20 protein-coding genes are annotated in these 23,649 nt (G+C 54.7%); 11 read left to right on the top strand and 9 right to left on the bottom strand.

The window, feature by feature from the left end:
- Positions 1-4: 4 nt before the first annotated feature.
- The 4 genes from LEP6406_RS0224715 to LEP6406_RS0224730 all read right to left on the bottom strand — a co-directional run bounded on the left by LEP6406_RS0224715 (position 5) and on the right by LEP6406_RS0224730 (position 6,497).
- Positions 5-754 (bottom strand): hypothetical protein, encoded by a 750-nt coding sequence (locus LEP6406_RS0224715; protein ID WP_008312869.1) that lies wholly within the window; start codon positions 752-754, stop codon positions 5-7.
- Positions 755-770: 16 nt separating this feature from the next.
- On the bottom strand, positions 771-1,355 hold the full coding sequence (locus LEP6406_RS29650) for a hypothetical protein (RefSeq protein WP_008312871.1): 585 nt from the start codon (positions 1,353-1,355) through the stop codon (positions 771-773).
- Between the two features lie 226 nt (positions 1,356-1,581).
- Positions 1,582-3,810, bottom strand: a complete 2,229-nt coding sequence (locus LEP6406_RS0224725) for a two-partner secretion domain-containing protein (RefSeq protein WP_008312873.1) — start codon at positions 3,808-3,810, stop codon at positions 1,582-1,584.
- Positions 3,807-6,497 (bottom strand): two-partner secretion domain-containing protein, encoded by a 2,691-nt coding sequence (locus LEP6406_RS0224730; protein ID WP_027269421.1) that lies wholly within the window; start codon positions 6,495-6,497, stop codon positions 3,807-3,809. Before LEP6406_RS0224730 ends, LEP6406_RS0224725 begins: the two co-directional genes overlap by 4 nt.
- Positions 6,498-6,658: 161 nt before the next feature.
- On the opposite strand from LEP6406_RS0224730, the gene LEP6406_RS0224735 reads away from it, so the two are divergent.
- From LEP6406_RS0224735 to LEP6406_RS0224745, 3 genes are all read left to right on the top strand, one after another.
- Positions 6,659-6,979: a hypothetical protein gene (locus LEP6406_RS0224735; RefSeq protein ID WP_008319432.1), complete on the top strand. Its 321-nt coding sequence runs from the start codon at positions 6,659-6,661 to the stop codon at positions 6,977-6,979.
- Between the two features lie 93 nt (positions 6,980-7,072).
- A complete protein-coding gene (locus tag LEP6406_RS0224740; RefSeq protein ID WP_008319434.1) occupies positions 7,073-7,375 on the top strand; it encodes a nucleotidyltransferase family protein in 303 nt (100 codons plus the stop codon).
- Complete coding sequence (locus tag LEP6406_RS0224745; protein WP_008319436.1) at positions 7,368-7,742, top strand: HepT-like ribonuclease domain-containing protein; 375 nt, start codon at positions 7,368-7,370, stop codon at positions 7,740-7,742. Before LEP6406_RS0224740 ends, LEP6406_RS0224745 begins: the two co-directional genes overlap by 8 nt.
- 215 nt (positions 7,743-7,957) lie before the next feature.
- Here LEP6406_RS0224745 and LEP6406_RS0224750 read toward each other — a convergent pair whose 3' ends face one another.
- From LEP6406_RS0224750 to LEP6406_RS0224760, 3 genes are all read right to left on the bottom strand, one after another.
- Complete coding sequence (locus LEP6406_RS0224750; protein ID WP_008319438.1) at positions 7,958-9,046, bottom strand: PDDEXK nuclease domain-containing protein; 1,089 nt, start codon at positions 9,044-9,046, stop codon at positions 7,958-7,960.
- A 57-nt stretch (positions 9,047-9,103) separates the two neighbouring features.
- Positions 9,104-10,783: a hypothetical protein gene (locus LEP6406_RS0224755; RefSeq protein ID WP_051463993.1), complete on the bottom strand. Its 1,680-nt coding sequence runs from the start codon at positions 10,781-10,783 to the stop codon at positions 9,104-9,106.
- A gap of 1,247 nt (positions 10,784-12,030) precedes the next feature.
- Positions 12,031-13,425 (bottom strand): helix-turn-helix domain-containing protein, encoded by a 1,395-nt coding sequence (locus LEP6406_RS0224760; RefSeq protein ID WP_008319442.1) that lies wholly within the window; start codon positions 13,423-13,425, stop codon positions 12,031-12,033.
- A 447-nt stretch (positions 13,426-13,872) separates the two neighbouring features.
- Between LEP6406_RS0224760 and LEP6406_RS0224765 the strand changes: the two genes are divergently transcribed.
- The 4 genes from LEP6406_RS0224765 to LEP6406_RS35405 are packed head-to-tail and all read left to right on the top strand — an operon-like array spanning position 13,873 to position 19,734.
- Positions 13,873-14,208 carry a CU044_2847 family protein gene (locus LEP6406_RS0224765; RefSeq protein ID WP_008319444.1) on the top strand — a complete coding sequence of 112 codons (336 nt, stop codon included), beginning with the start codon at positions 13,873-13,875 and terminating at the stop codon, positions 14,206-14,208.
- A 5-nt stretch (positions 14,209-14,213) separates the two neighbouring features.
- Complete coding sequence (locus LEP6406_RS30715) at positions 14,214-16,043, top strand: VMAP-C domain-containing protein (protein ID WP_008319446.1); 1,830 nt, start codon at positions 14,214-14,216, stop codon at positions 16,041-16,043.
- A complete protein-coding gene (locus tag LEP6406_RS0224775) occupies positions 16,040-17,077 on the top strand; it encodes an AAA family ATPase (RefSeq protein ID WP_008319448.1) in 1,038 nt (345 codons plus the stop codon). Before LEP6406_RS30715 ends, LEP6406_RS0224775 begins: the two co-directional genes overlap by 4 nt.
- Positions 17,074-19,734: a formylglycine-generating enzyme family protein gene (locus LEP6406_RS35405; protein ID WP_008319450.1), complete on the top strand. Its 2,661-nt coding sequence runs from the start codon at positions 17,074-17,076 to the stop codon at positions 19,732-19,734. Before LEP6406_RS0224775 ends, LEP6406_RS35405 begins: the two co-directional genes overlap by 4 nt.
- Before the next feature lie 277 nt (positions 19,735-20,011).
- On the opposite strand, the gene LEP6406_RS0224785 is transcribed toward LEP6406_RS35405, so the two are convergent.
- The gene (locus LEP6406_RS0224785) at positions 20,012-20,542 is read right to left on the bottom strand and encodes an REP-associated tyrosine transposase (protein ID WP_008319451.1); all 531 of its coding nucleotides are present in this window, start codon (positions 20,540-20,542) and stop codon (positions 20,012-20,014) included.
- 363 nt (positions 20,543-20,905) lie between these two features.
- Here LEP6406_RS0224785 and LEP6406_RS0224795 point away from each other — a divergent pair, with 363 nt between their 5' ends.
- The 3 genes from LEP6406_RS0224795 to LEP6406_RS0224805 all read left to right on the top strand — a co-directional run bounded on the left by LEP6406_RS0224795 (position 20,906) and on the right by LEP6406_RS0224805 (position 22,662).
- Positions 20,906-21,787 carry a formylglycine-generating enzyme family protein gene (locus tag LEP6406_RS0224795; RefSeq protein WP_008319452.1) on the top strand — a complete coding sequence of 294 codons (882 nt, stop codon included), beginning with the start codon at positions 20,906-20,908 and terminating at the stop codon, positions 21,785-21,787.
- Between the two features lie 177 nt (positions 21,788-21,964).
- Complete coding sequence (locus LEP6406_RS0224800) at positions 21,965-22,165, top strand: hypothetical protein (RefSeq protein WP_027269424.1); 201 nt, start codon at positions 21,965-21,967, stop codon at positions 22,163-22,165.
- The gene (locus LEP6406_RS0224805) at positions 22,162-22,662 is read left to right on the top strand and encodes a hypothetical protein (protein WP_008319453.1); all 501 of its coding nucleotides are present in this window, start codon (positions 22,162-22,164) and stop codon (positions 22,660-22,662) included. The genes LEP6406_RS0224800 and LEP6406_RS0224805 overlap by 4 nt, the downstream gene beginning before the upstream one ends.
- A gap of 322 nt (positions 22,663-22,984) precedes the next feature.
- Here LEP6406_RS0224805 and LEP6406_RS0224810 read toward each other — a convergent pair whose 3' ends face one another.
- Complete coding sequence (locus LEP6406_RS0224810; RefSeq protein WP_008319454.1) at positions 22,985-23,182, bottom strand: hypothetical protein; 198 nt, start codon at positions 23,180-23,182, stop codon at positions 22,985-22,987.
- Positions 23,183-23,338: 156 nt separating this feature from the next.
- On the opposite strand from LEP6406_RS0224810, the gene LEP6406_RS33215 reads away from it, so the two are divergent.
- Positions 23,339-23,503 (top strand): hypothetical protein, encoded by a 165-nt coding sequence (locus tag LEP6406_RS33215; RefSeq protein WP_008319455.1) that lies wholly within the window; start codon positions 23,339-23,341, stop codon positions 23,501-23,503.
- The last annotated feature ends 146 nt before the right edge of the window (positions 23,504-23,649 follow it).

Below are 23,649 nucleotides of genomic sequence, written 5' to 3' on the forward strand. Positions count from 1 at the left end.
GCATTTAGGGCGTGTAGGGGGTAATGTCGGTGATTTGCAAACCGGCCCCCAGGGTGTCGTAGACCAGTTGCTCCACGAGGGAAGCCTGATCTCCGAGGGGGGATTGGGGAATTTCTACCGCTTGTAGGGTGAAGGTGCGGTTGAAGGCCAAGGGTTGACTGGCACCGTCCCGGCGGTCGATGAGGCGACGGGTGGCGAGCATATCCACCTGCCAACGGCCCTCAGCGATTTGTCGGGGTTCGGAGAGATACTCGATGGTGACGACTTGGCGGAGGTCGCCGGTGAACACCCCAGATGGGACGAGTTCTTCAGCAAAGAGCCGGAGGGTGGCAGCCCCAAAGTCTGGCTCCAGCATCAGGGCGGCGACGGACATGGAAAAGGGGACTCTGGCGCGACTCTCGGGTACCCCTACGCCTTCATCGGGCTCATCGCTGCCGGGGAGGGTGCCGTCCCAGTTAAAGGTGAGTAGGGTCCAATCGTTGACGGTTTTGCGAATTACCTCGGGGTGGCGATAGTTGCGATCGCGCTCACTGATATAGAGGGTTTCGCCATTGGTGAGTTGGGCGAAGGTGGGTCTGCGGGTAACGATGGCATTAACCCGCAGCGTTAGAAAGAGCGTGAACAGTAAACTGAGGCCGCTGAGGCCCAGGATAGCCAGTTGCAGAATGGCCAATAGGCTCTTGTCATTGCCATCCAAAAGACGGCGGCGGGAGAGTAAGCTCCCTGAGCCCTTGGGAGCCCGTCGAATTACCATGATGTCCTCCTAAGTCCTATCCACCGGTGGCGGTGGGGTCATTACTGTTGGGGTTTGCCGGGGGCTGGCTGGCGGCGGTGAGGGCAGCGGCACTGCCCGCGCCGCCCGCGCCACTTGCGATCGCGCCGGTGAGGGCGGCCCCGGCCAAGGTTGCGGTCAATCCCCCCACGGTGCGGGCAATAGATTTGCCCGTGCCACTCAACCCCCGGTAAATGGCCACCCCACCCCCCGCTGAAATCAGCGTGGCAAAGAGGGGAGCCCCGATGGCCAAAAGCATGGAAAAGCCCAAATCTGCTGCGGTTGCGCCATCACTAGCGGCGATACGATTGGCCACCAAACCGGTGATGAGGTTATAGCCAAACTGAATCCCGAAGAGGGTAATAAACCCCGTCAGCCACGCCAGGATGGGTCGGCCTTGGAAGGGCAGTAGGGAAAGGCCCATGGCCACGGGGGCAAAGAGAGCAGTCAGGAGTAGGGCAGCCTCCAGCAAATTGACCACCATCCATTGCAGGGCAAAAAGGAGGGCACGAATCAGAGCAATGGAGCTATCGCGCACCGCACTGGCAAAAAAGCCAGGATCCCCCCCAATGACCCCATCCACTAGCCCTTGCCGGAGGGCATCAAAATCAAAACCCGCCTGCGCTTCAGCGGAAATTGCCCATGGCCCGGTCGATGCGAGCCTGTTGGGCTTCGGTTGACAGGTTTTCGCTATCTACCTTTCTACCCCTTTGCCCGTCCTGGGTGAAGGGGTGTGAGAATGGTGGACACTACACTGGCTTTACCCATTCCGTCATGAGCTGAGGCTACCCCCCAAGGGAATAGCGCTGTTAACAGGGGTTCCGGGGGGCAGAAGCTACGGTAAGTTCCGCTGGGATTGCAGCCTCTGGGGGGGGCGGGCTCTCACTGGTGGGCCAAGGGGTTGGGGGGACTTGGAGCTGATCGCCCGCCAACGCCCCTTCAACTCCCACCGCCAACCCCCCTGGGCCACCAATCCTGAAGCTACTGTTTTGATCATTAGAACCTGCCGCAGTCCTACCCTCCCCACAGCTATTACTGGGCGCAAAGGGCTCAATGAAGCTATCGGGCAACTCTTCCGCTGGCGCTTCATCCAAGGGGCGAATACTGACAGTGCCATCTTGACCTGATATCGAGCGGGCTGTGAAGTCACTCTCTGGTGTTTCCCCTGGCACCAGAAATTGAAAATTGTAGGGTTCGCCAGAGTTGAGCAAGTCCAGCAAGTTAACCAATGCAATGTGACCTCCACTGCCAGCTTCAGCATTAGCAATCACATCGTTGTTGTAGTTCAAGGGATAGGGAGACGTAATGATCCCCCCCGAAGGATTGAACGTGAAATAAATATTGCCCCCGTTAGCCGCTCCAAAGGCTCTCGCAGAGATGCGGTTATTGCGATCCAGCATCACAATTAACCGCTGTCCGTTAAAAAATAGGTTGCCCCCAGTGGCCGCCTGAATTTCCGTGCTGATGGAACTGCCATTGCGGAGAATGACCACATCAGAATGGATCGTGACGTTGCCAGCGGCTCCTGCATCCTCACCATTGGCCGTAATTGTAGCCCCATGGCGCAACTCAAGGATTGGTGTGTGCAGGGTGATGTCGCCTGCATTCCCCGGCCCCCTAGATTGGGTGCCGATGCCGCTACTGGTGACCAAGTTCGCGGAAACACCATCAAGGGTGATGGACTCAGAAGCATTGATTTCAATAATGCCCCCAGATCCACCAGTGCGAGTAGATGTCAGAATCCCAGCACCATTCGAGACCCATAAATGTCCAGTCTGAATTTGGATCCTGCCCGCGTTCCCCACCGACACCAAGGGGTATAGAAGCTCGCGGGACTGGCTACCAATACCAGTATTGAAGGCTCCATTGGGGCTGGAGTCTCCCAGGATATCCAACCTATCCGCCGCCACAATATCAATGTTGCCCGCCGCCGCTGTACCCAGGGTAGAGACTGAAATCACAGCCCCCTCAGCTAATCGCAACCGCTGGGTTCTAACGGTGATGTCGCCGCCACGATTAATGGCACTAGGGGCCAGAGAATTAGGGCGCACCTGGGAAAAGAGCCCCCCCGGTGCAGTTGTTTTACCGCTAATCTCCACCGATTCAGATGCCCCCAAGTAGATGCTCCCTCCCTGGATTGCCCCTGATGTACTGGCATCAATAAATGAGCCTTCTGTGAGGGTAATGGCTCTCCCTTGCAAGCGAATATCCTGGCTGCCATTGGCGGCAATGTTGGCACTCAACGCCTCAGTCAGGCCCACCTGGCTGAAGTTTGCCAGCTCAATGTCACGGAAATTGAGGGTATTGCCATAGTCTAAGTGCCACTGCTGATTGGCCACCGTCAGGGAAACTTGGGCTCCAGCCCCCACACTACCTAGCTCAACCCGCCCCCGAGGTGCGCTAAGCTCTGCCCCCCTCAATGTCAACCCACCTCCCACTAGAGCCAGGGTTCTACCGGCCCTGGTTTCCAGTTGAGCATCTTGCACCTGAATAGCCCCTGGATTGTCGCCAAAGCGGAGGCTGACGGGTAGGTTGATCGCTAGCAACGGCGGAGCTTGGGGATTGCTAGCACTGAACTCTAGGCCATTAGCAAAGGTAATACTGTCGGCGGTGCTGGCAATAAAGGAACCGCCAATATTCAACTCAGCCCCGGCCCCGACGATAATGCCGTTGGGGTTTAGCAAAAAGAGATTGGCCGCACCATTAGCAGTAATCCGACCATCAATGGTTGATACATTACTTGGGTCTAGCCAGGTGACGCGGGTAATGATGTTTTGAATACCAGGATCATTGTCAAACCCAACAGTATGGCCAGAGGGTACCTGAAATTCTCTAAAGCTATGGAAAAGAATACCCCCTCGGGTAGCACCACCGGTAACAATACAGTCTGTGGTGCAGGGCAACACCACGGTATTTTCTCCTGGCAGAGTGGTATCTGGAACGAGATGCTGAGCCAGGGTAGGCATTGCTGTGTAGAGGGTCGCTACAATGCCACAGGCTATGGAGCCAATGGGTTTTGCAGTAGTAAATAACCTCATTCCAAAACCTCAGTAGAGAATTCCTCAATAGAGTCACTGACTTCTCCCGGTTCGCTTTCTAACTCTTCGTCTTCAGTTTCTAAGTCGGGAGACGAACCAGAGTTGATAAATTCGCTGATAGTGCCAACAGATTGAGCATTACTTGCAGATCTAGATGTATTAAGAAACGCATCAAAGGAGCAATAACTATTCCTGTTAGTGCAAATATCTGAGTAAGGAGAGTTGCTCACTTGCAATTGAGTAACCTGACGAATAGCTTCAATACCAGGTTCATTGACTCGACTAAGGCCAGAGAAAGAAATAATACCGATAATGTTACTACTGGGAGTGATCCTGTCACCGGGGACAAATCCTTGATATAAGCGACCTGTAGTTAGATCTTCCAAATCATTAATATATATATTGCCACCGTAACCATTCTCAGCAATTGCAATTACATCGTTATTCACTGTCAAGCTTCCAGGGGAATCAATTCTACCCCTACCGAGGATGGGACTAGTCTGAAGTGAAAAGTTGAAGAAAATGTTGCCGCCATTGGCATCTAACTCGGCAGTCGCAGAGATTGTATTGTCGCAGCACATCATGTCAATCTGCCGCACATTATTGAAGGTAATTGCGCCACCAGTGACGGTGCCATCTCCCTCAACAGTGGCCAAAATTCGGTTGCCCCCTCGACTCAGGGGGCGATCTTGAATATTGTTGATATCCCCCAGTTCTATCGAAGTCTGATTATTAAACGTGATATTGCCCCCATTGGCCCCCGTGGATGATGCAGAAATCAGCCCCCCATCCAACATCAACAGCCGATTAGACGTAATCGTAATATCCCCCGCATCCGCTCCAACAGAGAAAGCAACAATCTCACTGCCGTCAGTTACCGTCACCTGATTAGCCGCAACAACAAGGTTGCCCGCATTCCCCGTCCCTGCCGTACTGACCGTAATGCTAGCGCCATCGGTGAGATTAATGTCTCCATTGGTACTGCGAACTTGAACGCCCCCAGCTAAGCCATTCCCGGTTGATTCTGAAGTGATGCGGCTATTAGTACCTAGGGCAATATCGCCACTAGTGACAATATCAATCGTGCCTCCCTGACCATTAACTGCCTCTGTGGTGATGCGACCGCCATTATCCAAGGTCAAAGTTCCAACATTTTCCAGGCGAATGCTGCCCCCTTGGCTATTGGTGGTTTCTGCCGCAGTAATCCGGCCCTGATTGTCCAGCCTAACCGTGGTGGCCTCCAGGACAATATTGCCTGCAATCCCCGCCGCAAAGGTCTCGGTAGTTATCTGACTCAGGCTGTTAACCGTAATCGCAGAAGGGACACCGGGTTGCAGGGGGCGAACAGCAATATTGCCCCCTGCTGCGTTACTAGCAGTAGCGGCTGAAATTCTGGATCCAAATTGCAAACTTAAGTTCTGTGAGAACAAATTGATGTTCCCTGCCTCTTGGGTAGAACTCGGAAGAGATTCCGAGCGAATTTGACTGTCAGATAAATCAATATTTTGAGCATATATATTGATATCTCCGACTCGACCATCACCAGATGTTGTGCTACGAATAGATGTGCCGGGATCTAGCAGCAAGTTGCCAGTTCTAATTTCGATGAATCCTACATCTTGAGCAAGTCCCCCATTCTCCAAAAATAAATCTGTTCCACTGTCACGTAACTGAACAGATTCAGAGGTTTCAATCACGAGACTGCCAGATGCTTGAACGGGTGTAGGACTCAGATCAAAATAAGCTTGCTCTTCTATAATTAAATTTCTAGCTTGAACCTGAATATTGCCACCAGTAGAAACAACTGCTCCTCTCTGAGAAAGAAGAATGTCCTGAAAATCTGATACATTGCTGTAATCAAAAATCCAACCTGTAGGAACCGTAATCAAATTGACAGTGCTTTGCGGAGCAACACTACCTAGAGCAATTTGGCCATGGGTTGCACTAATATCACCAGACCTTATCTCAAGATCACCACCAATTAGAGCAAGCGTGCGATCAAAATCAACAGCCAACCTGGGAAAAATATTAAACCCAACTTGTACTCCATTAACCTGGATGCTTTCAGCCCTATTCCCAAATTGGAGGGAAACAGGAAGATTAATCGTCAGAAGTGGAACATCTGGAGATGCACTAGAGAAGACTTCTCCGTTATCAAATATCACACTTTCCGCAGTACTAGCAATGAAAGAACCTCCCAAATCTAAAGCTGCATTAGGTCCAAACACAATTCCATTGGGATTAATTAAGAATAAATCAGCACTACCAGTAAAGCCATTGCTAGATACTCCTAAAACCCCATTAATGTTGGAAGCATTACCACCCGTAACACGGGCAATAATATAATTGACAGTATTACCATGATCAAAATAAACACGCTGACCAGCACCAACATTAAACTCTGTAAAACTGTGAAGAAGGTTAGTTCCTCGAATGGCACCACCCTCAATTAAGGTGGCGGGTTGGGCATTAATAATGCCGTTGGGGTTAACAATGGATAACTCTGGCCCCAGCGTGCCATCGGGGAGAATCCAGGGAGTGGGAGGGGCTCCCCCGCCGGGGCCAGTCTGGGCACTGGCAGCTAGGGGGGCGAGTAGGGTGCCGAGTAGTAGGCCGCAGGTGAGGGGAATCGGGCTCAGCCATTGAAAAGGATTCTGGCTGGGGTCGTGAGGGAGGGGGTAGAGCATCCGGTTAAATCCAGTCACTACTCTGTAGTCTCACCTAAGCTTCCGTATTTTTATGTAAAATGACGCGGCTTTATAGAAAATTTATACGAATGTATTTCCCGTGAAGCTACGTCCTTTTACCTCACCCTTGTTCCGCATCTCGACCTGAGTTGGAGGTAAGGTTGGCCAGCCTTGCTGCAATTACGGAGGGCCAAAAACCGAGGGTGACGTTGCGCTTTGAGGGCATGCTGCTGTTGCTGCAACGGGAAGACAGTGAGGTGAAGGCCCAACAGAGTTTGGTGGCCCACGTTGATGAAGCGTGTCAAGGGTTTGCCATTGGCCTCAACCTGTTCCTTTTCCTCCAGATGGTCAAGGCTCTGGATTCCAGTGACCTGATGATGAAGATGGGGACAACCACCAGTTTGATTCAGGTGGTGGCTACCGGGGAGGTGAAGGATGCGGAGACCACCTTCTACCTGATGCCCATGGAGATCAAGGGTTGACGCGATATGCGTTGGCGTAAGACAGCCGTAGGCATAGCGTGGCTGTCGGAAGTATGTCACATAAGATAGGAGCATAGATCGCCTAAGCCAGCGATGAGCGTTAACGCTTCCATCCAAACCGATATTTTGAATCAGTTGAAACAACGCCAAGCCGATTTGCAAGAGCGCTATGGCGTGACTCGCATTGGGATTTTTGGTTCCGTTGCCCGTGGGGAAGCCACCCCTGACAGTGACATCGACATCGTGGTTTACATGATGCCCGATCTGCTCCAGCGCGTGCGCCTCAAAGCCGAACTGGAATCACTTTTTGGCAGATCTGTTGATGTGATCCGCTATCGCCCTACCATGAACCCCTACCTCAAGTCTCGGATCGACAAAGAGGCTCGGTATGTATAACCGCTCTCTCTTGTTGGAATTGTTTCTTGAAATCGAAGAAGCTATCCGTAGAATCGAGCGTCGCTTTTCGGGTGTGCGCTCCCCCACTGACTTTACCCGCAACGACGAAGGGCTCGATCGCCTGGATGGCATTGGCATGATGCTGATCTCTATCAGCGAAAATATCCGTCGCATCGAGAAAACGGCTGGAAATGAACTGTTAAATGAGGAGTCTAGTGTTGACTGGGAAAGTGTCAAAGGCATCCGCAATATCCTGGTCCACGACTACTTCAATATCGACGCCGATGAGATTTATGCTATTTGCAGTCGTGACCTGATCAATCTGAAGCAGGCAATTGCTCAGCTTCGGCAAGATATTTTCAATTAGGGACGGCGAGATCCTGGTGAAGGAAATGGAGTAATTCGGGGAGTTGGGCGATGGTCATCGACGGGAAAATAGCAGTAGTGCCGATAGTGTAGTACAAGAGATCCCAATTGCCAGGGGGGGGATACCCCTCCTAAGGCATCGGATCACTGGGGATTCAGTGGGGATGGGGGGGCGCGGCGGCAGTTGGAACAGTAGCGCCCCTAGAGAGCCCAGGTCTACGGCACTTCGGGATCTGGCAGATCCTGGGCTTCAACGTCCTGAACCTCAATCGTTTGCAGGGCAGTTTCAAGCTGCGCTTCCAGTTCCTCGACGGAGGGGAGCTGTTGTTGAAGCTGCTTGGGCAAGCTGTGGGTGGATACTGCGATGGGGGTGTTGATGTTGCGCAGGGCGTATTCTGCCGTGGTTTTACGTTTGTCCTTGCAGAGAATCAAACCAATGGTGGGTTGGTCATCCCCGCGTCGCATCAGGTCATCGATCGCAGAAACCAGGAAGTTCATTGTGCCGGCAAAGGCGGGCTCGAACGCCCCCATCTTCAAATCAATGACCACGTAACAGCGGAGCTGGGTATGGTAGAACAGCAAATCGATGGAGTAGTCCTGCCCATCGACAGTGAGGGGATAGCGGCTACCCATAAAGGCAAACCCCACCCCTAGCTCCAGTAAAAAATCACGAATATGGGTGACCAGTGCCGTTTCCAGCTCCCTTTCTTGGGCATCTTTCCCAATCGTCAGAAAGTCAAAATTGTAGGGGTCTTTGATCAGTTGCTGGGCCAGATCCGATTGATAGGTGGGTAAGGTGCGCTCAAAGTTGGTGATGGCACTGCCCTGATTTTGATAGAGACCAGCCTCAATTTGCAGCACCAGAACATTGCGACTCCAGCCATTTTCAATGGTTTGTCGAATATACCAGCGGCGAGCCTGGGGGTCTTTGACCTTCTCTAGGATGATGCAGTTATGTCGCCAGGGAATTTGTGCACCAGCCTGGTGCACAAACGCTTCATCGGGATAAGCTTCGGCAAATGCCCGCATATATTTCAGGCTGCGGGCACCAAACCCCTTCATATCTGGGAATGACTGTTTTAGGTCTTTGGCAAGGCGATCGATCACCTTGCTGCCCCATCCTTCCAGGGCTTGGCGCTGCAAAATCTCTTGGCCAATGTGCCAATAGAGCAGCAACATCTCCTGATTAACTGCGATCGCAGCCTTCAGTTGCGACGATTGGATGCGCTGCTTCAGCCCTTCCAGCAGGGCAATGTAGTTTTTGTTCTGGGAAAACAGGGGAGAGGAATCTGTCATAGGAACCATGGTAAGGCTAGGGTGGGCAGACCCATCAGATCCGGCCCAGAATTTAGCTAGAACGGGCTAAAGGAGGTCATTGAGGCGGTCGGGGTGGGCCTGAAGCCACTGCAACGCCTCCGCCATCAAGATGGGGTCACCGGAGGCTAGATATTGCCTCATACGGGCAATATGGGCCTGCTGGGAGGCCGCTGCCTGCTGCTGGCGGTGGGACTCCAGTTGGGCTTGGCGCTGGGCAGCGGCTTGTTTTTGCTGGTCTTTGGCGGCTGCGATCGCACTCTCGATATCAAAGAGGGGAATCTGAGCTTCATTACAGGACTCGACACCTGGGTTTTGGTTTTCTCTGGAGCTGGGATCCTTTTCTGGTAAGCCGTTACAGCTATTCTGATCCAATAAGCTTGTGTGACCTTCTGGGGACGGCGCTGCTTCATAGCAGCCGTCCCCAGAAGGCGCACTAATTCGTGGGGGGTCTGGGGGGAATTCTGGCGGAGCGGCCTCCGTTAGGTGATCGGGATGCCAGAGATCTCGGTGCTTATATAGGGTGGGGCCACCGATGTGAAATCGTTGGCACAATAATCGAAACCGCTCCCCCACCTTCATGGGTAGATGCCCTTCGTTTAGGAGGGTGGCAATGGCAAGGCGGATCTTTTCTCGCGCCTCGGCGGCGAGTTGGCTGTGGTATGACGGAGCTTCCTGGGGGGTGGCAGCATCACTGGTCTCAGAGGCTAGTGATGGCTTGGGGGTGCCGTAGGGAAAATAGCGGTCGGTGCGTTCCACTGCCCTGGCCCAGTCTTGGGCTTTTTTCTCTAGCTCTTGGACGTGGTTGCTCCACTCGTAGAACCCCGGTAGGTTTTGCGCGGTACGAACAATATCCCCTACTAGGGCTGCTCCCGTTAAGGGTTCGGCAGCGTAGAGAATATGGCCAAAGATATAGCTGCGTAGGGTAATGCGTCCCAGCAGGCGATTGGTCATTCCCGCCCCTGTCCAGCCCCGTTCAATTTCCGCATTGAGGTCATTGAGGAATTTCTCTGCCCGTTGGGTAACTCGATAGTCCCGGCGGCGGCAGGCTTTTAAGATGCGCTTCAGGGTGGCTTGATCCAGGCTATTTTTGGCCTGACTGGCATGCCACCGTTGGACAAATAAATCTAGAGAGGAGGATACGGGAATGTGGTCTTCGTTGAGTAGGTATGAGCCTGCTTGTAGGGGTAAGCGATGCCCTCGATACAGCGTGTTTTCCCCTTTGACGGCAAAGTTGCGGGGGTTAGGATAAATTTCTAGGTGGCCAGGGGCTTGCTTAAAGCCTTGGTTTTCTAGGACTGTTGCTACTGCCAGGGCAATTTCCCACGTTTTCTGGGCTTCTTGAAAGGGGAAATAGAGGTGGAGGCCGCCGCTGTAACTGGAGGTGCAGAGAATTCCCCGTAGGAGTCCTAATTCTTCTAAAGCACCTTGAATCTTGGGTAGAGCGAGGGAATCCTGGGCGGGATGGTAGAGACTACCTCGGTCGATGTCCAACATGACGTAATGGGTCATGGCTCCGAAACGAACCCCGTACAGATGGCTGCCTTGTTGGATCAAGCGATCGCTGAGGGGATGCCGAGATTCCGTTTGCCACTGGGGTTTTTCCCCTGGGTTCGGGTGGGGAGCCCAGAGATAGTCATAGCGATGGGGCCATAGTTGTAAAAAAGGGTCTTGGTAGTCTACGACATACTTAGAGATGGAAGCCTGTTGGTTTGTAGTCTGGGCCATAGCCTCAAAATCCCGCATGGATAGGTGAACCTGCGGGATATCGCTGTTTCTATGCCGAGCCCTTTAAGTCTCAAGGTCCATCGCCGGATCTTTCAGGGTGCTTGTATCTCCCCCACAACCAGATTCCTGGTTGTGGTTGTTCACAGCCCCTAGTTCTTGACTAGTTCTCTGCGGCGCAAATACTCTAACCGTTTCATCGTGCTACACCTCGGCCCCTCACCCTAGCCCTCTCCCAGGAAGGGAGAGGGGACCGGAAAATATTGGGCTAGTGCGGCAGAATCGTAGGCTTATTTCCGCCAAGCAGTACTAGCTGCTTCCTCAAGACACAAAACCTTGTGGAAACCTAGCTTGGGCTCCTAGAATGAATGGGCATAGAAATACGGAGCGATACTAGTCTTGCTCGCCAAAGCATTAGGGACTAGTGTGGCCCTTGCGATATCCCACAGAGGGATGTGCAATTTCGAGAAGCCCCAGCCGCGCCAACGGCTGGGGCTTTTTGCGATTTGTCCGTCTTTTATAGCTTGGGGAATGATTACATCAGAACGAATGAACCATCTGGTTTGTAATCATTTTCAGGGTTCAGTGGGGTGATCCCTGGGGATAGGGCTTGAAAACTCGTGACAGCTTTCTGGGATCGGGGTGGGGGGACTAGGGCGATCGGGGATGGGGGTCTCGAATTTTTGAGTCCTGGGTTCTAGACTGTGGCTGTAATCATGACCCTTTGGCTGGGTCAATGTAATCACAGCCCATTGCAGGGGGTGGACTATCAATCCCTGGAGCGAGCCTAACCGCAGATCTAGTGTGGTATGGCGTAGGGGTGGCGGTAGTATCCCCTAGCCTTAGGGTTAGTATCTATGGCGGTGGGTTCGGGGATGATTCAGTAATCATGGGTGGGGGGATCTAGATGACGGTGTAATCACCTGCGATCGCGGGATCTCAGTCCCTCAAATCCCCCGCCCGATCCCCACTATTGGAGTATGGGTTCTAGAAAATAATGTAATCAGGTCTGGGGGTCTGAAGGCGATTGTAATCGTCCTTCTGAAAAGGGTAATCCCTTGCTGCATAAGGCTTTGAGGGAGGCCAAACAGATTCTAGGGTGACGACAGGTATGGGGGTCTAGGATTAGCTGTAATCACAGCATCTCCTGAGGATTGCATGTAATCAGGGATTCCCCAAGACAGTGATTGCTAAGACGATACTCTAGGTTTGGGGTGGGGGGTCTAGAGAAAAATGTCATCATTACGGCCTTACATGTAATCAAAAACACGCCTCAGGATCAGCTCATTGTCAGGCGTAACCGATCGGCTATTGTTTTCCATCATTGAAATTAAGCCCTGGCTGAGGCCAGTCAACACGGCGAGCTTACGCTGGCTCCAGCCCTTTTCTAGACGTAATGCTTTCACCTCGTCCCCGGTCAGTGTGGGGTTAGGGTCAGAGCCGCCCACACTGATTTCCGAGGGGGCGTCTGGCCCCTCGCTAGGGAGCGGTTGGGCCACCCAATCATCGGGGGGACTAATCCAGAGTTGGGCCGTGAGCAAGGTCTCAAAGAAGCCACGGGGTCGCCGGGTATCGGTGCGGCCAAAGCCCACGGGTTGAATTTCTGGGGGATAGAGGGCCGGATCAAAATGGAGTTTCCAGCCCCGATCATGGAGGGTAAACAGATCCTCGTCCCAGGTGTTGGCTAATTTCTTCCGCAGTTGCAGGTCATTCTTAGCGGCCTCCACCTTGGCTGGCCCATAGGCCACCTCCATCAGGGTTTGCACACTCAGAGCCTGTTTCTTGGCCGTTTGGGTTTTGAACAACAGCCACACCATCAGCCGCGCTGCCCCCTCTCGATGTTGCCAGATGCTCATGACGCTCTCTAGCAGCGCCTTAGAGAGGGTGCTTTGTTGGGCGGAGAGATTTTGGTCTTGACTGCCATCCTCACTGAGGAAATACTTGGCCCACAATCCCGCTTTGAGGATGAAAGAGATCCCGGACAGTTCCTTATTGCCGAACAGATCCTGTTGGTAGTGATACCGGGTACCCAGGATGTGCCAGAGGCGGCCTTCTTCAACGGTGAACCCCTTGCGCCGTCCCTGTTTGGGCCAGGAAATATAGGTTGTGATTTTGCAGGGCTGCTTCGCAATCTCCTCAATTAACGCTAGCTTTTCCTTGCGGGACTTATCGGTGCGCTTTTGCAGCCCCAGGTAAGCTTCGATCTGGCGATCGTCGATCACAATTTCCTCTTCCCAGGGGCGCTCTACCTGGGTGGCATGGGCGGCATAGATCAAGTGCATACAGGCCGCCCGGATATCAAAGTTGTCAATCACCGCCAGAGCTGCTGCCCCGGCCAGGGTCGCGGGATGCTCGTCCTCGGTGTTTTCTGCCACCCAAAAGTAAATGGCCCCTTGGCCTTCATTGACATCACGGGTGTAACAGAGCTTGCCATCGGGATCCATTACCCAGGGGAGATGGCGGCGCTGGGTCAGAATATTGCTGGCTTCCCATAGGGGCAAAGAAGAGTTGACCGGGACCGTTCCCCCTTCTGTAAAGAGATCGGGGTTAGTGCGGGGCCGCTCTTTGGAGGGGGGTGGGGAAACGGGTTTAGGGCTGGCCTCGTTTGGCCCTGAGTCAGGATTCTGGGGGGTAGGATAAGTCATAGAAGAAGAAGCAGGGGCGGACAAACCGAATCCATGCCTAAGAGTTTATCGCTTGGCTGAATATAGCGGTTCCCTACTGTATGAGGGACGCCTCAACTTAATGACACTTCGGCGAACAAGAGGCTTAAGCCCCTTGCCTGTCCTTAACCCGAGGGAGAACCGCTATAAACAGAGGCCGGATCACCCCAATCCCCTTGCTATCCCCTCCTGCATTGGGCGCGGAAACTGCGCCTCTACGGAAACAATTGTCAATTAACAATTGTCAATTAACAATTGTCAATTGTTAATTTAAAACTTCCAACACCCCATCACCCCATCACTCCCCAACTGACCCCGTGGCTGCCTCTGCTTTTTGCATTGAGGTTATATCTTTCCAGAATCCCCCATTTTCGGCTTGAAGTGTTGTAAAAGTAGCAATATTGTCCATCTTTGGTTGAACAGAGCAGCATGAACGAAGATCGGGTATTAGCTGAGTTTCTTCTGGAAGATGGCACCGCTGTCCGGGTTGAGGTGCCTAAGCCGCTAGATAGCAGTGCTGTAGAAGAAGTTTCAATCTTGGATGAAACCCTTTACAAGAGCGGGCAGAGCATCAAATCTGCCCTAAACAAAGCAGCCTCCATTGCTACCTCGGTGATGTCGAGCCTGAAGGCGGGAGCTGCCGATGAGGTGGAGGTCAAGTTTGGGCTGGATCTGAGCGTGGAATCTGGCGTTATCATTTCCACGGTAGGTGGCAAAGTGAATTTTGAAGTTACTCTCAAGTGGACAGGTAAAGGGGCTGAGTAACTGGTATGGCTGACTTCAGCGTCAAGCCTAATACACCAGGCAAGAGTGCGATCGCCCGCATCTACAAAGGCAATACGGTGGTTGGGGCTGGCTTTTGGATGGAGGGTGGCTACCTGCTCACCTGTGCCCACGTCATTCGTGATGCCCTGGCCCTCAAGGCAGGGGAATCAGCCCTGGGGCAGACGGTAAAAATCAACTTCCCCTTCGTGTCTTTGAGCCAGAAGCTCACCGCTGAGGTGCTGCTCTATCGCTACGACAAGGGTGAAGAAACCCCTGATGATGACATTGCTGGGTTGCAAGTGCTAGAGCCACTGCCGGCGGCGGTCTGCCAGGCCAGGGTCGTGGGTAGCTATCAATTCCGTAACCCTTACCAGGTGCTGGGGTTTCCCAAGGGCCATGCCAAGGGAATTGGCTCCTATGGTCAGCTTCTTGAAGAATTACCCAATGGCCTGGTGCAGATGGAAGATACCAAGGCCGAAGGGATAGCAATTTTACCTGGGTTTAGTGGTACTCCCGTCTGGGATGAGGCCGCTGGAGCGGTGGTGGGTATGGTGGTGGCCCGTGAAAAAGATCAGCCCGCAGCCAAGATCGGTTTTATGGTGACCGGTCGGCAACTCCTCGCCGTGCGCCGTGAGTTGGAGAGTCTGGGGCTAATGGCCCTGCTGACCGAGGGTGCAGAAACCCTGGCTGATGGGATTAAGCTTGCCTATCGCCTCTGTTGTCCTCAGGGTTGGGAGATGCCCGAGAGCCTAGAGAGCAAACTTGCCAACCTTCAGGATGTAAAGCGGGGCGATCGCCCCTTTGAGGCCATCGATCAGTTTGTGGGGTTGCTGAGTCTGCCCGACTTAAACCCCAATGTTGACCTGAGGGAACGCCTACAGAGCTGGGTGCAGCAGCGAGTCGAGGATGTCCAGCCTCTACTGGATCAGGCCCAGCGCTTGTTGAATCAGCACCAGGCGGCCCAGGCCATCGATGCCCCTTCCCACCTGCTGATCTACGTCAAGGATGAATCGACGGAGGCGCGTTCTGTCTCTGCCCTGTTTGTGCGAGATGCCAGCCAGTACACCATTAGCTCTGGCATGGGCGCTGAACCGGTGCGGGCTCCTGGACAAGATCCCTTTCATGAAAAGGTCACCCTGGCCACCCTCCCGGCCCTGGTTCAGACTTGTGTCGCTGAGGTGTTGAATAAATCTCCCCAGCGGCTAATGTTGCATTTGATCTTGCCCTTGGCGTGGCTCCATCAAGCCTGCGATCGCTGGCCCTTGGCGGATTGTTCCAGCAGTGAGGTACTGGCCCTGCTAGACGACGAAATCCGTATTGGCGAGCGCTTTTGCTGTGCGGTGCGCATTACCGAAAGGCTGAACCCTGACATTCTCAAACTGTTTCGAGAGCCTTGGCAAGACAAATGGCAGCAGCTTGAGTCTCTGAAAAGCAGCGATATCTGCACAGCCTTTGTGCCGGGGGATGGGGTCGCTCCGGGGCCAGAACTCAGAGCCAAGCTGAACCCATTGACCAGTGTTGGCCTCAAGCTATCAACGGTCCATGAAGAGAGCCAGTATCCAAAGCTGTTCGCTACCCTGATCGCCACCGGCACCCCCGCCGCCCTGTGGCTGAGATCTGACCAGTTTGCTGCCACGGTTTCTGCCGCGACCGATCTAGACAGGGTGCTCAACTGTAGAATCTCTACGTTGCCCGAAGCCATCAAGCAATGCCGTTCTGCTGCCCTGGCTGTGGCCGAAGACGCTCACATTGGTCATCACTTGTCTTTCCTGCTGGATGACCCTAACCTGGTTCCGCCCAGCACTCAACTGTCCCTTGCTATGCCCCAGCTATGACCAACCCAGACTGGCGAATTTTTCAGGGAACTCACACTCCCCACGAGAATCAGGACTATGTGGTAGAACGGCTGCCCAACCCGCCCAGTTGGCGGCCCTTTGGCACCGAACTGGCGGCCCACGAAACCGTCGCCAATCTCAAAAAACAACAGCGAGGAGCTACCTTTCAGGCCACCGACGATGAAATTGACATGGTCAATGCCGCCCTGTATCTGCGCCGTCCCCTGCTGATTACGGGTAAACCGGGTACGGGTAAAACCTCTCTGGCCTATGCCGTGGCCTATGAGCTAAATCTAGGAGAGGTGCTGTACTGGCCGATTACCACCCGCACCACCCGCAAAGATGGTCTCTACGGCTACGATGCCATCGCCCGTTTGCGCGATGCCCAGCTACAAAAAGAAAAGGACATTGGCAGCTACATTACCCTTGGCCCCTTGGGAACGGCGCTGTTGCCCACAGACCATGCCAAGCGCCCTCGGGTGCTGTTGATCGATGAGATCGACAAGAGTGATATCGACCTGCCTAACGACCTGCTCCATCTGTTTGAAGACGGGGAATTTGAGATTCCTGAGGTGGTGCGTCTAGCCGAAGAGATTAAACAATCTCAGCAGCCCGTTCGCATTCGCACCGCCTATACCGAGGCGGATGAGTTGCAGTGGGTAGAAAGCACTACGGGGCGCTTTCCCTGTGGGGCCTTTCCCTTTGTGGTGATGACCAGCAATGGCGAGCGCGACTTTCCGCCTGCTTTTTTGCGGCGCTGCCTGCGGCTGAATATGGGCGAACCCAAACCCGATCGCCTCAAGCGCATTGTTGAAGCTCACCTGCAAGACGACTTGAACAGTAAGGCCAAGGTAGCTGAGGCCAGTAAGCTAATTGAACAGTTCTGTGCTCGCAGCAAGAACGGTGACCTATCTACCGATCAGTTGCTCAATGCCATCTACTTTGTCACCCGCGAGCGAGTACCGGAGCAAAAGACCAAAGATAAGCTGGTTGAGTCGTTACTGAAATATCTCTCCAGTACCGAGGATGCATGAGGCCCGGTAAGCCCAAGGTGGAAGACATCGATGGTCTGGCCACGCTGCTCAAGCAGGCGGGGGTGGATTTTGGTGCCGAAGATGTGGCCGATGCCCTGTGGCTGGCCGCGCACATGGGCGATCTCGCTGGAGCAGGGCAGAACCAGGAGAGAGACTCGGGCAACAGGGGCACCCAACTCAACATCCGAGAAGAGTTTATTGATGCTGCTGACAACGACGACGAGGCTAGGCGCGCCCAAGTATCGTTGCCCACCCGTCAGAGCCAGGGCCGGGGTGGCAGCCCGTCTAAATCAGGGATTGCGATTAAGGCTCCCGCCGCTCCGGCCCTGCGCATTCGGTTAGATCTTGCCCGCGCCCTGCGGCCCCTGCGCCGCCAGGTGCCCTCCCCCGGCCAGCTAGAGTTTGACGAAGCGGCCACCCTCGACCAAATCGCCGACCAGCAGGTCTGGTTTCCGGTGCTGAAGCCTGCCCTAGAGCGCTGGTTAGAGGTGGCCTTGGTGGTCGAAGCCATGGACTCCCTGCCCCTGTGGCAGGAGACCATTGCCGAGTTTCAAACCCTGCTAGAGCGGCAGGGGGCCTTTCGGCGGGTGACCACCTGGCGGCTAGAGACCGAGGGTAAGCTCCAGCTCTTTCCCCACTGGCGGCGTCCATCCCAGCGTCAGCGCCCCCGACGGGCCAATCACCTGTGGGATGCCGCTGGGCGACGATTAATTTTGCTGGTGAGTGATTGCACCTCTGATGCTTGGTATAACGGCTCGATGGTGCGGTGGCTAGAAAAAAGTGGCCACCAAGCCCCCACGGCTGTCGTTCAGCTTTTGCCTGAACGGCTCTGGCCCCAAAGCGCTCTGGCCCAGGGCACTTCAATGTGGTTAAGTGCCCTCGAACCCGGAACTGTCAGTGCCAAGCTCACCACTCGGCATCGGGTGCCTCTGCTCCAGCAGTTGCTGGCATTGACCGAGGCTAAGCCTACCCAAGGGATAACGGTGCCCATGGTGACCCTGGAGGCAGAGCCCCTCAAGCAGTGGGCCAGGGTGGTGGCCGGGGCAGGCGATAGCCAAACCCTGGGGGTACAGTTTGACCGGGCTACCTTCAGAACCCCTGAGGCGGGCTCTCCACCCCCGGTTACTTCCCAACCCTCTGAGGCGAGCCCTTCACCCCCGGCTGCACCCTCCCCAGAGGAACGGGTGCAGCGTTTTAGAACCACAGCTTCGTTGACGGCTCAGCGGCTGGCCGAGTTGATGGCCGCTGCCCCGGTGAGTCCGCCCATTGTCGATTTAATTCGTCAGACGTTGCTGCGGGGGGCGGAGCCAGTGCATGTGGCGGAGGTCTATATGGGGGGGCTGATGGCAGCCCGTGAGATGGCGGTTCAGGACGGCGAGCAGCCTGCCCTGGAGTATGACTTTGCCCCTGGGGTGCGGCCCCTTTTGGCTGATGCCCTCTCTAGAACAAAAACAGGGTCGGTGCTGGATGCCGTGTCGCGGTACATCTCAGAGCGCCTGGGGCTAAATACCAGAAGCTTTGAAGCCCTGCTGCGGTTTGATTTTCAGGGCGACCCCTCAGCGCAAGATCTGGTGTTGCCTTTTGCTGAAATTGCTATCCCTACCCTGCAACGTATGGGAGGCGAGTACGCTGAGATCGCTGAGCAGTTGGGGACTGTGCCCAAGGTCACGCCACCGCCGCCACCCCCCGACCCTGATGACCTGTATCCGCTACTGCAAATCTATACGTTCAGGGAAGCCACCCTGGTCTTTGCACCAGCTCCAGATCCGGACCTAGGGGAATCTAGGGATGAACTGCATTCGTTTGAGTTTGAAACCGCGACTTTGCAGGTGCAGTCTGGCCAGTCTCAACTGCTGATACAGCGCCGTTCACGGACTGCCCAGCAGTTTATTGAAGACTTAGGCCAGGGGATAGACCTAGCCATGGTGCTCATCCCCCCAGGAGCTTTTGTGATGGGCTCCCCTGAGGATGAGCAAGGGCATCGAAACAGCGAAAGCCCTCAGCATGAGGTGACTTTTGCGGAGCCCTTCTTCATGGCTAAGTACCCCATTACCCAGGCCCAGTGGCGAGGGGTGGCGGCAATGCCCCAGGTGGAGCGCCAACTGGAGCCAGACCCATCCAGATTCAAAGGTAATGACCGCCCGGTAGAGAAGGTTTCTTGGCTGGATGCAGTGGAGTTTTGTGCCCGCCTCAGTCAGCACACGGGGCGAGACTATCGCCTGCCCAGCGAGGCCGAGTGGGAATATGCCTGTCGGGCTGGGACGACTACTCCATTCCACTTTGGTGAAACAATGACCTCTGCCCTAGCCAACTATGATGCTACTAGGACTTATGGTTCAGGCTCTGAAGGCGAGTACCGCCAGCAAACTACTGAGGTCGGCAGCTTTCCTGCGAACAGCGTTGGTCTCTACGATATGCATGGCAACCTCTGGGAGTGGTGTCAGGATTGGTGGCATGACAACTACGAAGGATCTCCTGTTGATGGCAGTGCCTGGTTAACCCATGAGGAAGACGCTGAAGAAAAGCGCGTACTGCGGGGCGGTTCCTGGCTCGACAATCCTGTGGTCTGCCGGTCGGCGAACCGTTACTGGGTCGCGCCCGACTACGTCAACAGCCTCGTTGGTTTTCGGGTGGCGTGCGGCCTCGCAAGGACATAGCTCTTTACCCTTTTTCCCTCCCACCTGGCACCCAGGCTCCGCCTGGGCGCATTCCCCGAGGCTCCGCCTCGATTGTGGAGGCAGAGCCTCCTGAGGAGTTCCCTGGCTCTGCCAGGGAACCAGAGTTTCAGAGTCTGGCACCCAGGCTCCGCCTGGGCGCATTCCCCGAGGCTCTGCCTCGATTGATGGAGGCAGAGCCTCCTGAGGAGTTCCCAGGCGGAGCCAGGGAACCAGAGGCAGCTATTCCCCGAGGCTCCGCCTCGATTCAGGCCATCAATCACAATATCGTCACCGGCAACAACCCGACCTCACCCATATAATTCCGATAACTTGAATATCGCCAATGGGCCGGATCATCCACATAGCCCCGCTTCACCGGATTATTGTGAATATACTCCAGCTTTTGCCGCAACATATCTTCAGAAGAGATCATCTGGGGATGACTCCCCTCTTGCCAAAGCTGATACCGCTGCCCCGACTTATGCGCTAGTTTGGCCGCCTCCAAGCGGGCTAGCCAATAGCTGTTGGGCTGTTCCTCGTGTAGCCAATCAACGATAGATCGAGCGGTAAATGATTTGAAATTGCCCATCTCCTTCGACAAATCCTCCGCTGAGGCTATCAAGTGAAGGTGGTTTTCCATGATCACGTAGCTGTACAGGGTGAGCCGCTGCTGAACTTGCAGAAACTGAAGAGAATCCAGTGCGATCGCAACCAGCTCTGGCTGGCTAAAAATGGGCATCCACTCAACGGTGGAGCAGGTGACAAAATGTGGTTGAGAACCAAGTACTTGGTAACGAGAACGCCCCATAGTAAGTTAGCGTCAGTACCCTGTCTAGGGTTCCCATTTCCTGACTTTGAGGTGCATCCCCTGACTGGAATTGCCAGCCCACTTGGCACCCCGGCTCTGCCCATCTGGCACCCCGGCTCTGCCTGGGCGCATTTGCCGAGGCTCTGCCTCGATTGATGGAGGCAGAGCCTCCTGAGGAGTTCCCAGGCGGAGCCAGGGAACCAGAGTTTCAGAGTCTGGCACCCTGGCTCTGCCTGGGCGCATTCCCCGAGGCTCCGCCTCGATTGTGGAGGCAGAGCCTCCTGGGGAGTTCCCAGGCGGAGCCAGGGGACCAGAGTTTCAGAGTCTGGGCACCAGAGTTCCACCCCCTTTTTCTAGGTTTCTATGGCAGCACCTTCGACGGCTAAACCAGAGCCCATCATCCAGTATCGAGAGCGCACCGCCCAGTTTTTCACCGAAGGCAAGCTGGAACTATCGAAGGGACAAACACCGCTGGATATGGTCTACATCCCCCCTGACAGCTTCCTGATGGGCTCTCCAGAGGATGAGTTAGGCCGATATAAGGATGAAGGCCCTCAGCACCCTGTGGCGATTACTCAGCCCTTCTTCATGGCCAAGCACCCTATCACCCAGGCCCAGTGGAGAGGTGTGGCGGCAATGCCTCAGGTGGAGCGTGAACTCAAGTCAGATCCATCTAAATTTAAGGGGGATAATCGCCCAGTCGAGCAGGTTTCTTGGCTTGATGCGGTTGAGTTTTGCCGTCGTTTAGAAAAGGCCACGGGCCGCCCCTATCGCCTGCCTAGCGAGGCTGAATGGGAGTATGCCTGTCGAGCTGGCACTACCACCCCGTTTCACTTTGGTGACTCGATCACCACCGACCTGGCTAACTACCGGGGCACTGATTGGGAATATGAAGGTAAAACCTACTCTGGAGCCTATGGCGATGGCCCCCACGGACAGTTTCGGGAAGAGACGACAGACGTAGGCAGCTTTGAAGTGGCCAATGCCTTTGGTCTGTATGACATGCACGGGAACGTGTGGGAGTGGTGCCAGGACTGGTGGCATGAGAGCTATGAGGGTGCGCCCGGTGATGGCACCCCCTGGCTAGCCCATGAGGAAGACGCTGAAGAAAAGCGCGTACTGCGGGGCGGTTCCTGGGACTTCTATCCTGAGGGCTGCCGGTCGGCGTACCGTCTCAGGGTCGCGCCCGACAGCATCGGCAGCCTCGTTGGTTTTCGGGTGGCGTGCGGCATCGCAAGGACATAGCTCTTTACCCTTTTCCCCTCTTGCCCTCTGGCGATTTCACCGGACTCATCTGGCACCCAGGCTCCGCCTGGGCGCATTCCCCGAGGCTCCGCCTCGATTCAGGTCTGCGCCGCGATCAGGTACGGGAGGCAGAGCCTCCTCGGGAGTTCCCAGGCAGAGCCAGGGAACCAGGAAAATTTGTCAGACCCCGATGGCGTCCCCGAAGATTGGGATGAGCCTATTCTGGCCGATGGACAGCAGCAGGCTAGGCGAAAGTGTAAGGCAATGGCCGACGACTATACTGAGCAGGGTCGTTCAGAGATTGAGTTGATCGACGTCATCAAGGCCAGTACCAAGACCCGCAACCGCTACCTTTGTCGATTCAGGAGTCAGCCATGAATGTTACCCAGCTTGTGTTTTCTTGGCCTCGGGAGGCTCAATACTCCTGTGAACCTGACACCTACCAAGGGTGGGCTATTGAAGACTACGACTTCGAGATGAGTGGTGTTGCTCCTGCGGCTGGCGATGTCCGCTCCTGGGAAGGACGGCAGTGGACAGTCGCTCAGGTTGAGAATTATTCCCCCGCCGATGGTTCTGAAAACAGTTTTAGTGTGGCTGTGTTGACCATGAATGGCCAAGTCCCCGATCGCGACCCGTGGGACAGTTCAGGGCAGCGGCTAATGTATGTTTGCATCTCTCCAGACGATGTGCTGTTTGGTCTACCTGAGCATTCTGAGGCACTTCCTAAAGTAGGTTCTGAAGTCCACGATATGCCAGGTTGGGTGGCGAGCACCGTTAGGGAATTTGAGCCTGTCACCGAGGGCACCTATGACCAGGTATTGGTCTACTGGTGTGCTGCGGCAGTAGTGCCCCAGCAACAGGCGATCGCCGCTTAGAGACTGCGATCGCACCTCCTAGCTAAAAGCCCTTGCCGTCTGGTGGTGGTGATGTTCCCTCTTGCCCTCTGGCGATTCCACCGGGCACCCAGGCTCCATTCCCCGAGGCTCCGCCTCGATTCAGGTCTGCGCCGCGATCAGGTACGGGAGGCAGAGCTTCCTGGAGAGTTCCCAGGCAGAGCCAGAAAGGAAAAACGTGCACTCCTAGCAAAGGTTTAAGAGTGACCGAAGCCTAGAGGAATCTGGGGGTACGGATTAGTCGAACATTATCCCTGCCCAAACAAACCCAACATCCCAAGCCCCGACTATCACGGCTCCAAGGTCAGTCCATCTCTTCTAGTTGATCAAGATTGAATTTTTTGATGATGTCCCGTTGCTCTGCCTCCGCTAGCCAGTGGTCGATGGCTTCATTGGCGATCGCATTTACCGAGGAGTCTTTGATACCCGCAATCGCCTTCAGCAGACGATCCTTTTCCTCGGTGATATAGACCCTGATCTGTGGCTTAGCTGGCTTAGACACTCGTGCTCTGTCTTTAAGGCTACCTCCTTATGTTGATGGTTTACATTACGCAAATCTAGGGATATTGCCGCTATAAGGCGATTGCCTTATAGTAAGGCCATTATTATCATGCCCGCTCTGGCGAACCCAGGTGAGGCGTACTGCTAGGAGAAAACCATGATTACCCTAACTCCTGACGAAGTTGTCCGCATCAAAGCGATTTTGACGGCTCTGAGGGGCATCAAAGTCCGAGATATCGACAGTGCACTGGTTATCCTCAGTAAACATGACCCATCCCGAGGGGACGGTGCCCAGCAGCCTGACTCCACTAAGGAAGTCTAATCAAGACCAGGCCCAGCGGGAGCCCTGTTGTTGTCGGGGTAAAGCTTAAGCAACCTGACCCGTACCACCGGGTGGGGTCATCTGACTCGAGGGCAAAGGCTCTGAACCGGCATATAGCGAGTTGCTGGCTACGGCACCCTATCCCT

It is taken from the genome of Leptolyngbya sp. PCC 6406, from assembly GCF_000332095.2.
GTDB lineage: Bacteria > Cyanobacteriota > Cyanobacteriia > Phormidesmidales > Phormidesmidaceae > PCC-6406.

Excerpts from the sequence above, each read along its gene's own strand:
- LEP6406_RS0224715 (WP_008312869.1), bottom strand. The coding sequence starts at position 754 with ATGGTAATTCGACGGGCTCCCAAGGGCTCAGGGAGCTTACTCTCCCGC.
- LEP6406_RS0224725 (WP_008312873.1), bottom strand. The coding sequence starts at position 3,810 with ATGAGGTTATTTACTACTGCAAAACCCATTGGCTCCATAGCCTGTGGC.
- LEP6406_RS0224730 (WP_027269421.1), bottom strand. The coding sequence starts at position 6,497 with ATGCTCTACCCCCTCCCTCACGACCCCAGCCAGAATCCTTTTCAATGG.
- LEP6406_RS0224740 (WP_008319434.1), top strand. The coding sequence starts at position 7,073 with ATGAGCGTTAACGCTTCCATCCAAACCGATATTTTGAATCAGTTGAAA.
- LEP6406_RS0224745 (WP_008319436.1), top strand. The coding sequence starts at position 7,368 with ATGTATAACCGCTCTCTCTTGTTGGAATTGTTTCTTGAAATCGAAGAA.
- LEP6406_RS0224750 (WP_008319438.1), bottom strand. The coding sequence starts at position 9,046 with ATGGTTCCTATGACAGATTCCTCTCCCCTGTTTTCCCAGAACAAAAAC.
- LEP6406_RS0224755 (WP_051463993.1), bottom strand. The coding sequence starts at position 10,783 with ATGGCCCAGACTACAAACCAACAGGCTTCCATCTCTAAGTATGTCGTA.
- LEP6406_RS0224760 (WP_008319442.1), bottom strand. The coding sequence starts at position 13,425 with ATGACTTATCCTACCCCCCAGAATCCTGACTCAGGGCCAAACGAGGCC.
- LEP6406_RS0224765 (WP_008319444.1), top strand. The coding sequence starts at position 13,873 with ATGAACGAAGATCGGGTATTAGCTGAGTTTCTTCTGGAAGATGGCACC.
- LEP6406_RS30715 (WP_008319446.1), top strand. The coding sequence starts at position 14,214 with ATGGCTGACTTCAGCGTCAAGCCTAATACACCAGGCAAGAGTGCGATC.
- LEP6406_RS0224775 (WP_008319448.1), top strand. The coding sequence starts at position 16,040 with ATGACCAACCCAGACTGGCGAATTTTTCAGGGAACTCACACTCCCCAC.
- LEP6406_RS35405 (WP_008319450.1), top strand. The coding sequence starts at position 17,074 with ATGAGGCCCGGTAAGCCCAAGGTGGAAGACATCGATGGTCTGGCCACG.
- LEP6406_RS0224785 (WP_008319451.1), bottom strand. The coding sequence starts at position 20,542 with ATGGGGCGTTCTCGTTACCAAGTACTTGGTTCTCAACCACATTTTGTC.
- LEP6406_RS0224795 (WP_008319452.1), top strand. The coding sequence starts at position 20,906 with ATGGCAGCACCTTCGACGGCTAAACCAGAGCCCATCATCCAGTATCGA.
- LEP6406_RS0224805 (WP_008319453.1), top strand. The coding sequence starts at position 22,162 with ATGAATGTTACCCAGCTTGTGTTTTCTTGGCCTCGGGAGGCTCAATAC.
- LEP6406_RS33215 (WP_008319455.1), top strand. The coding sequence starts at position 23,339 with ATGATTACCCTAACTCCTGACGAAGTTGTCCGCATCAAAGCGATTTTG.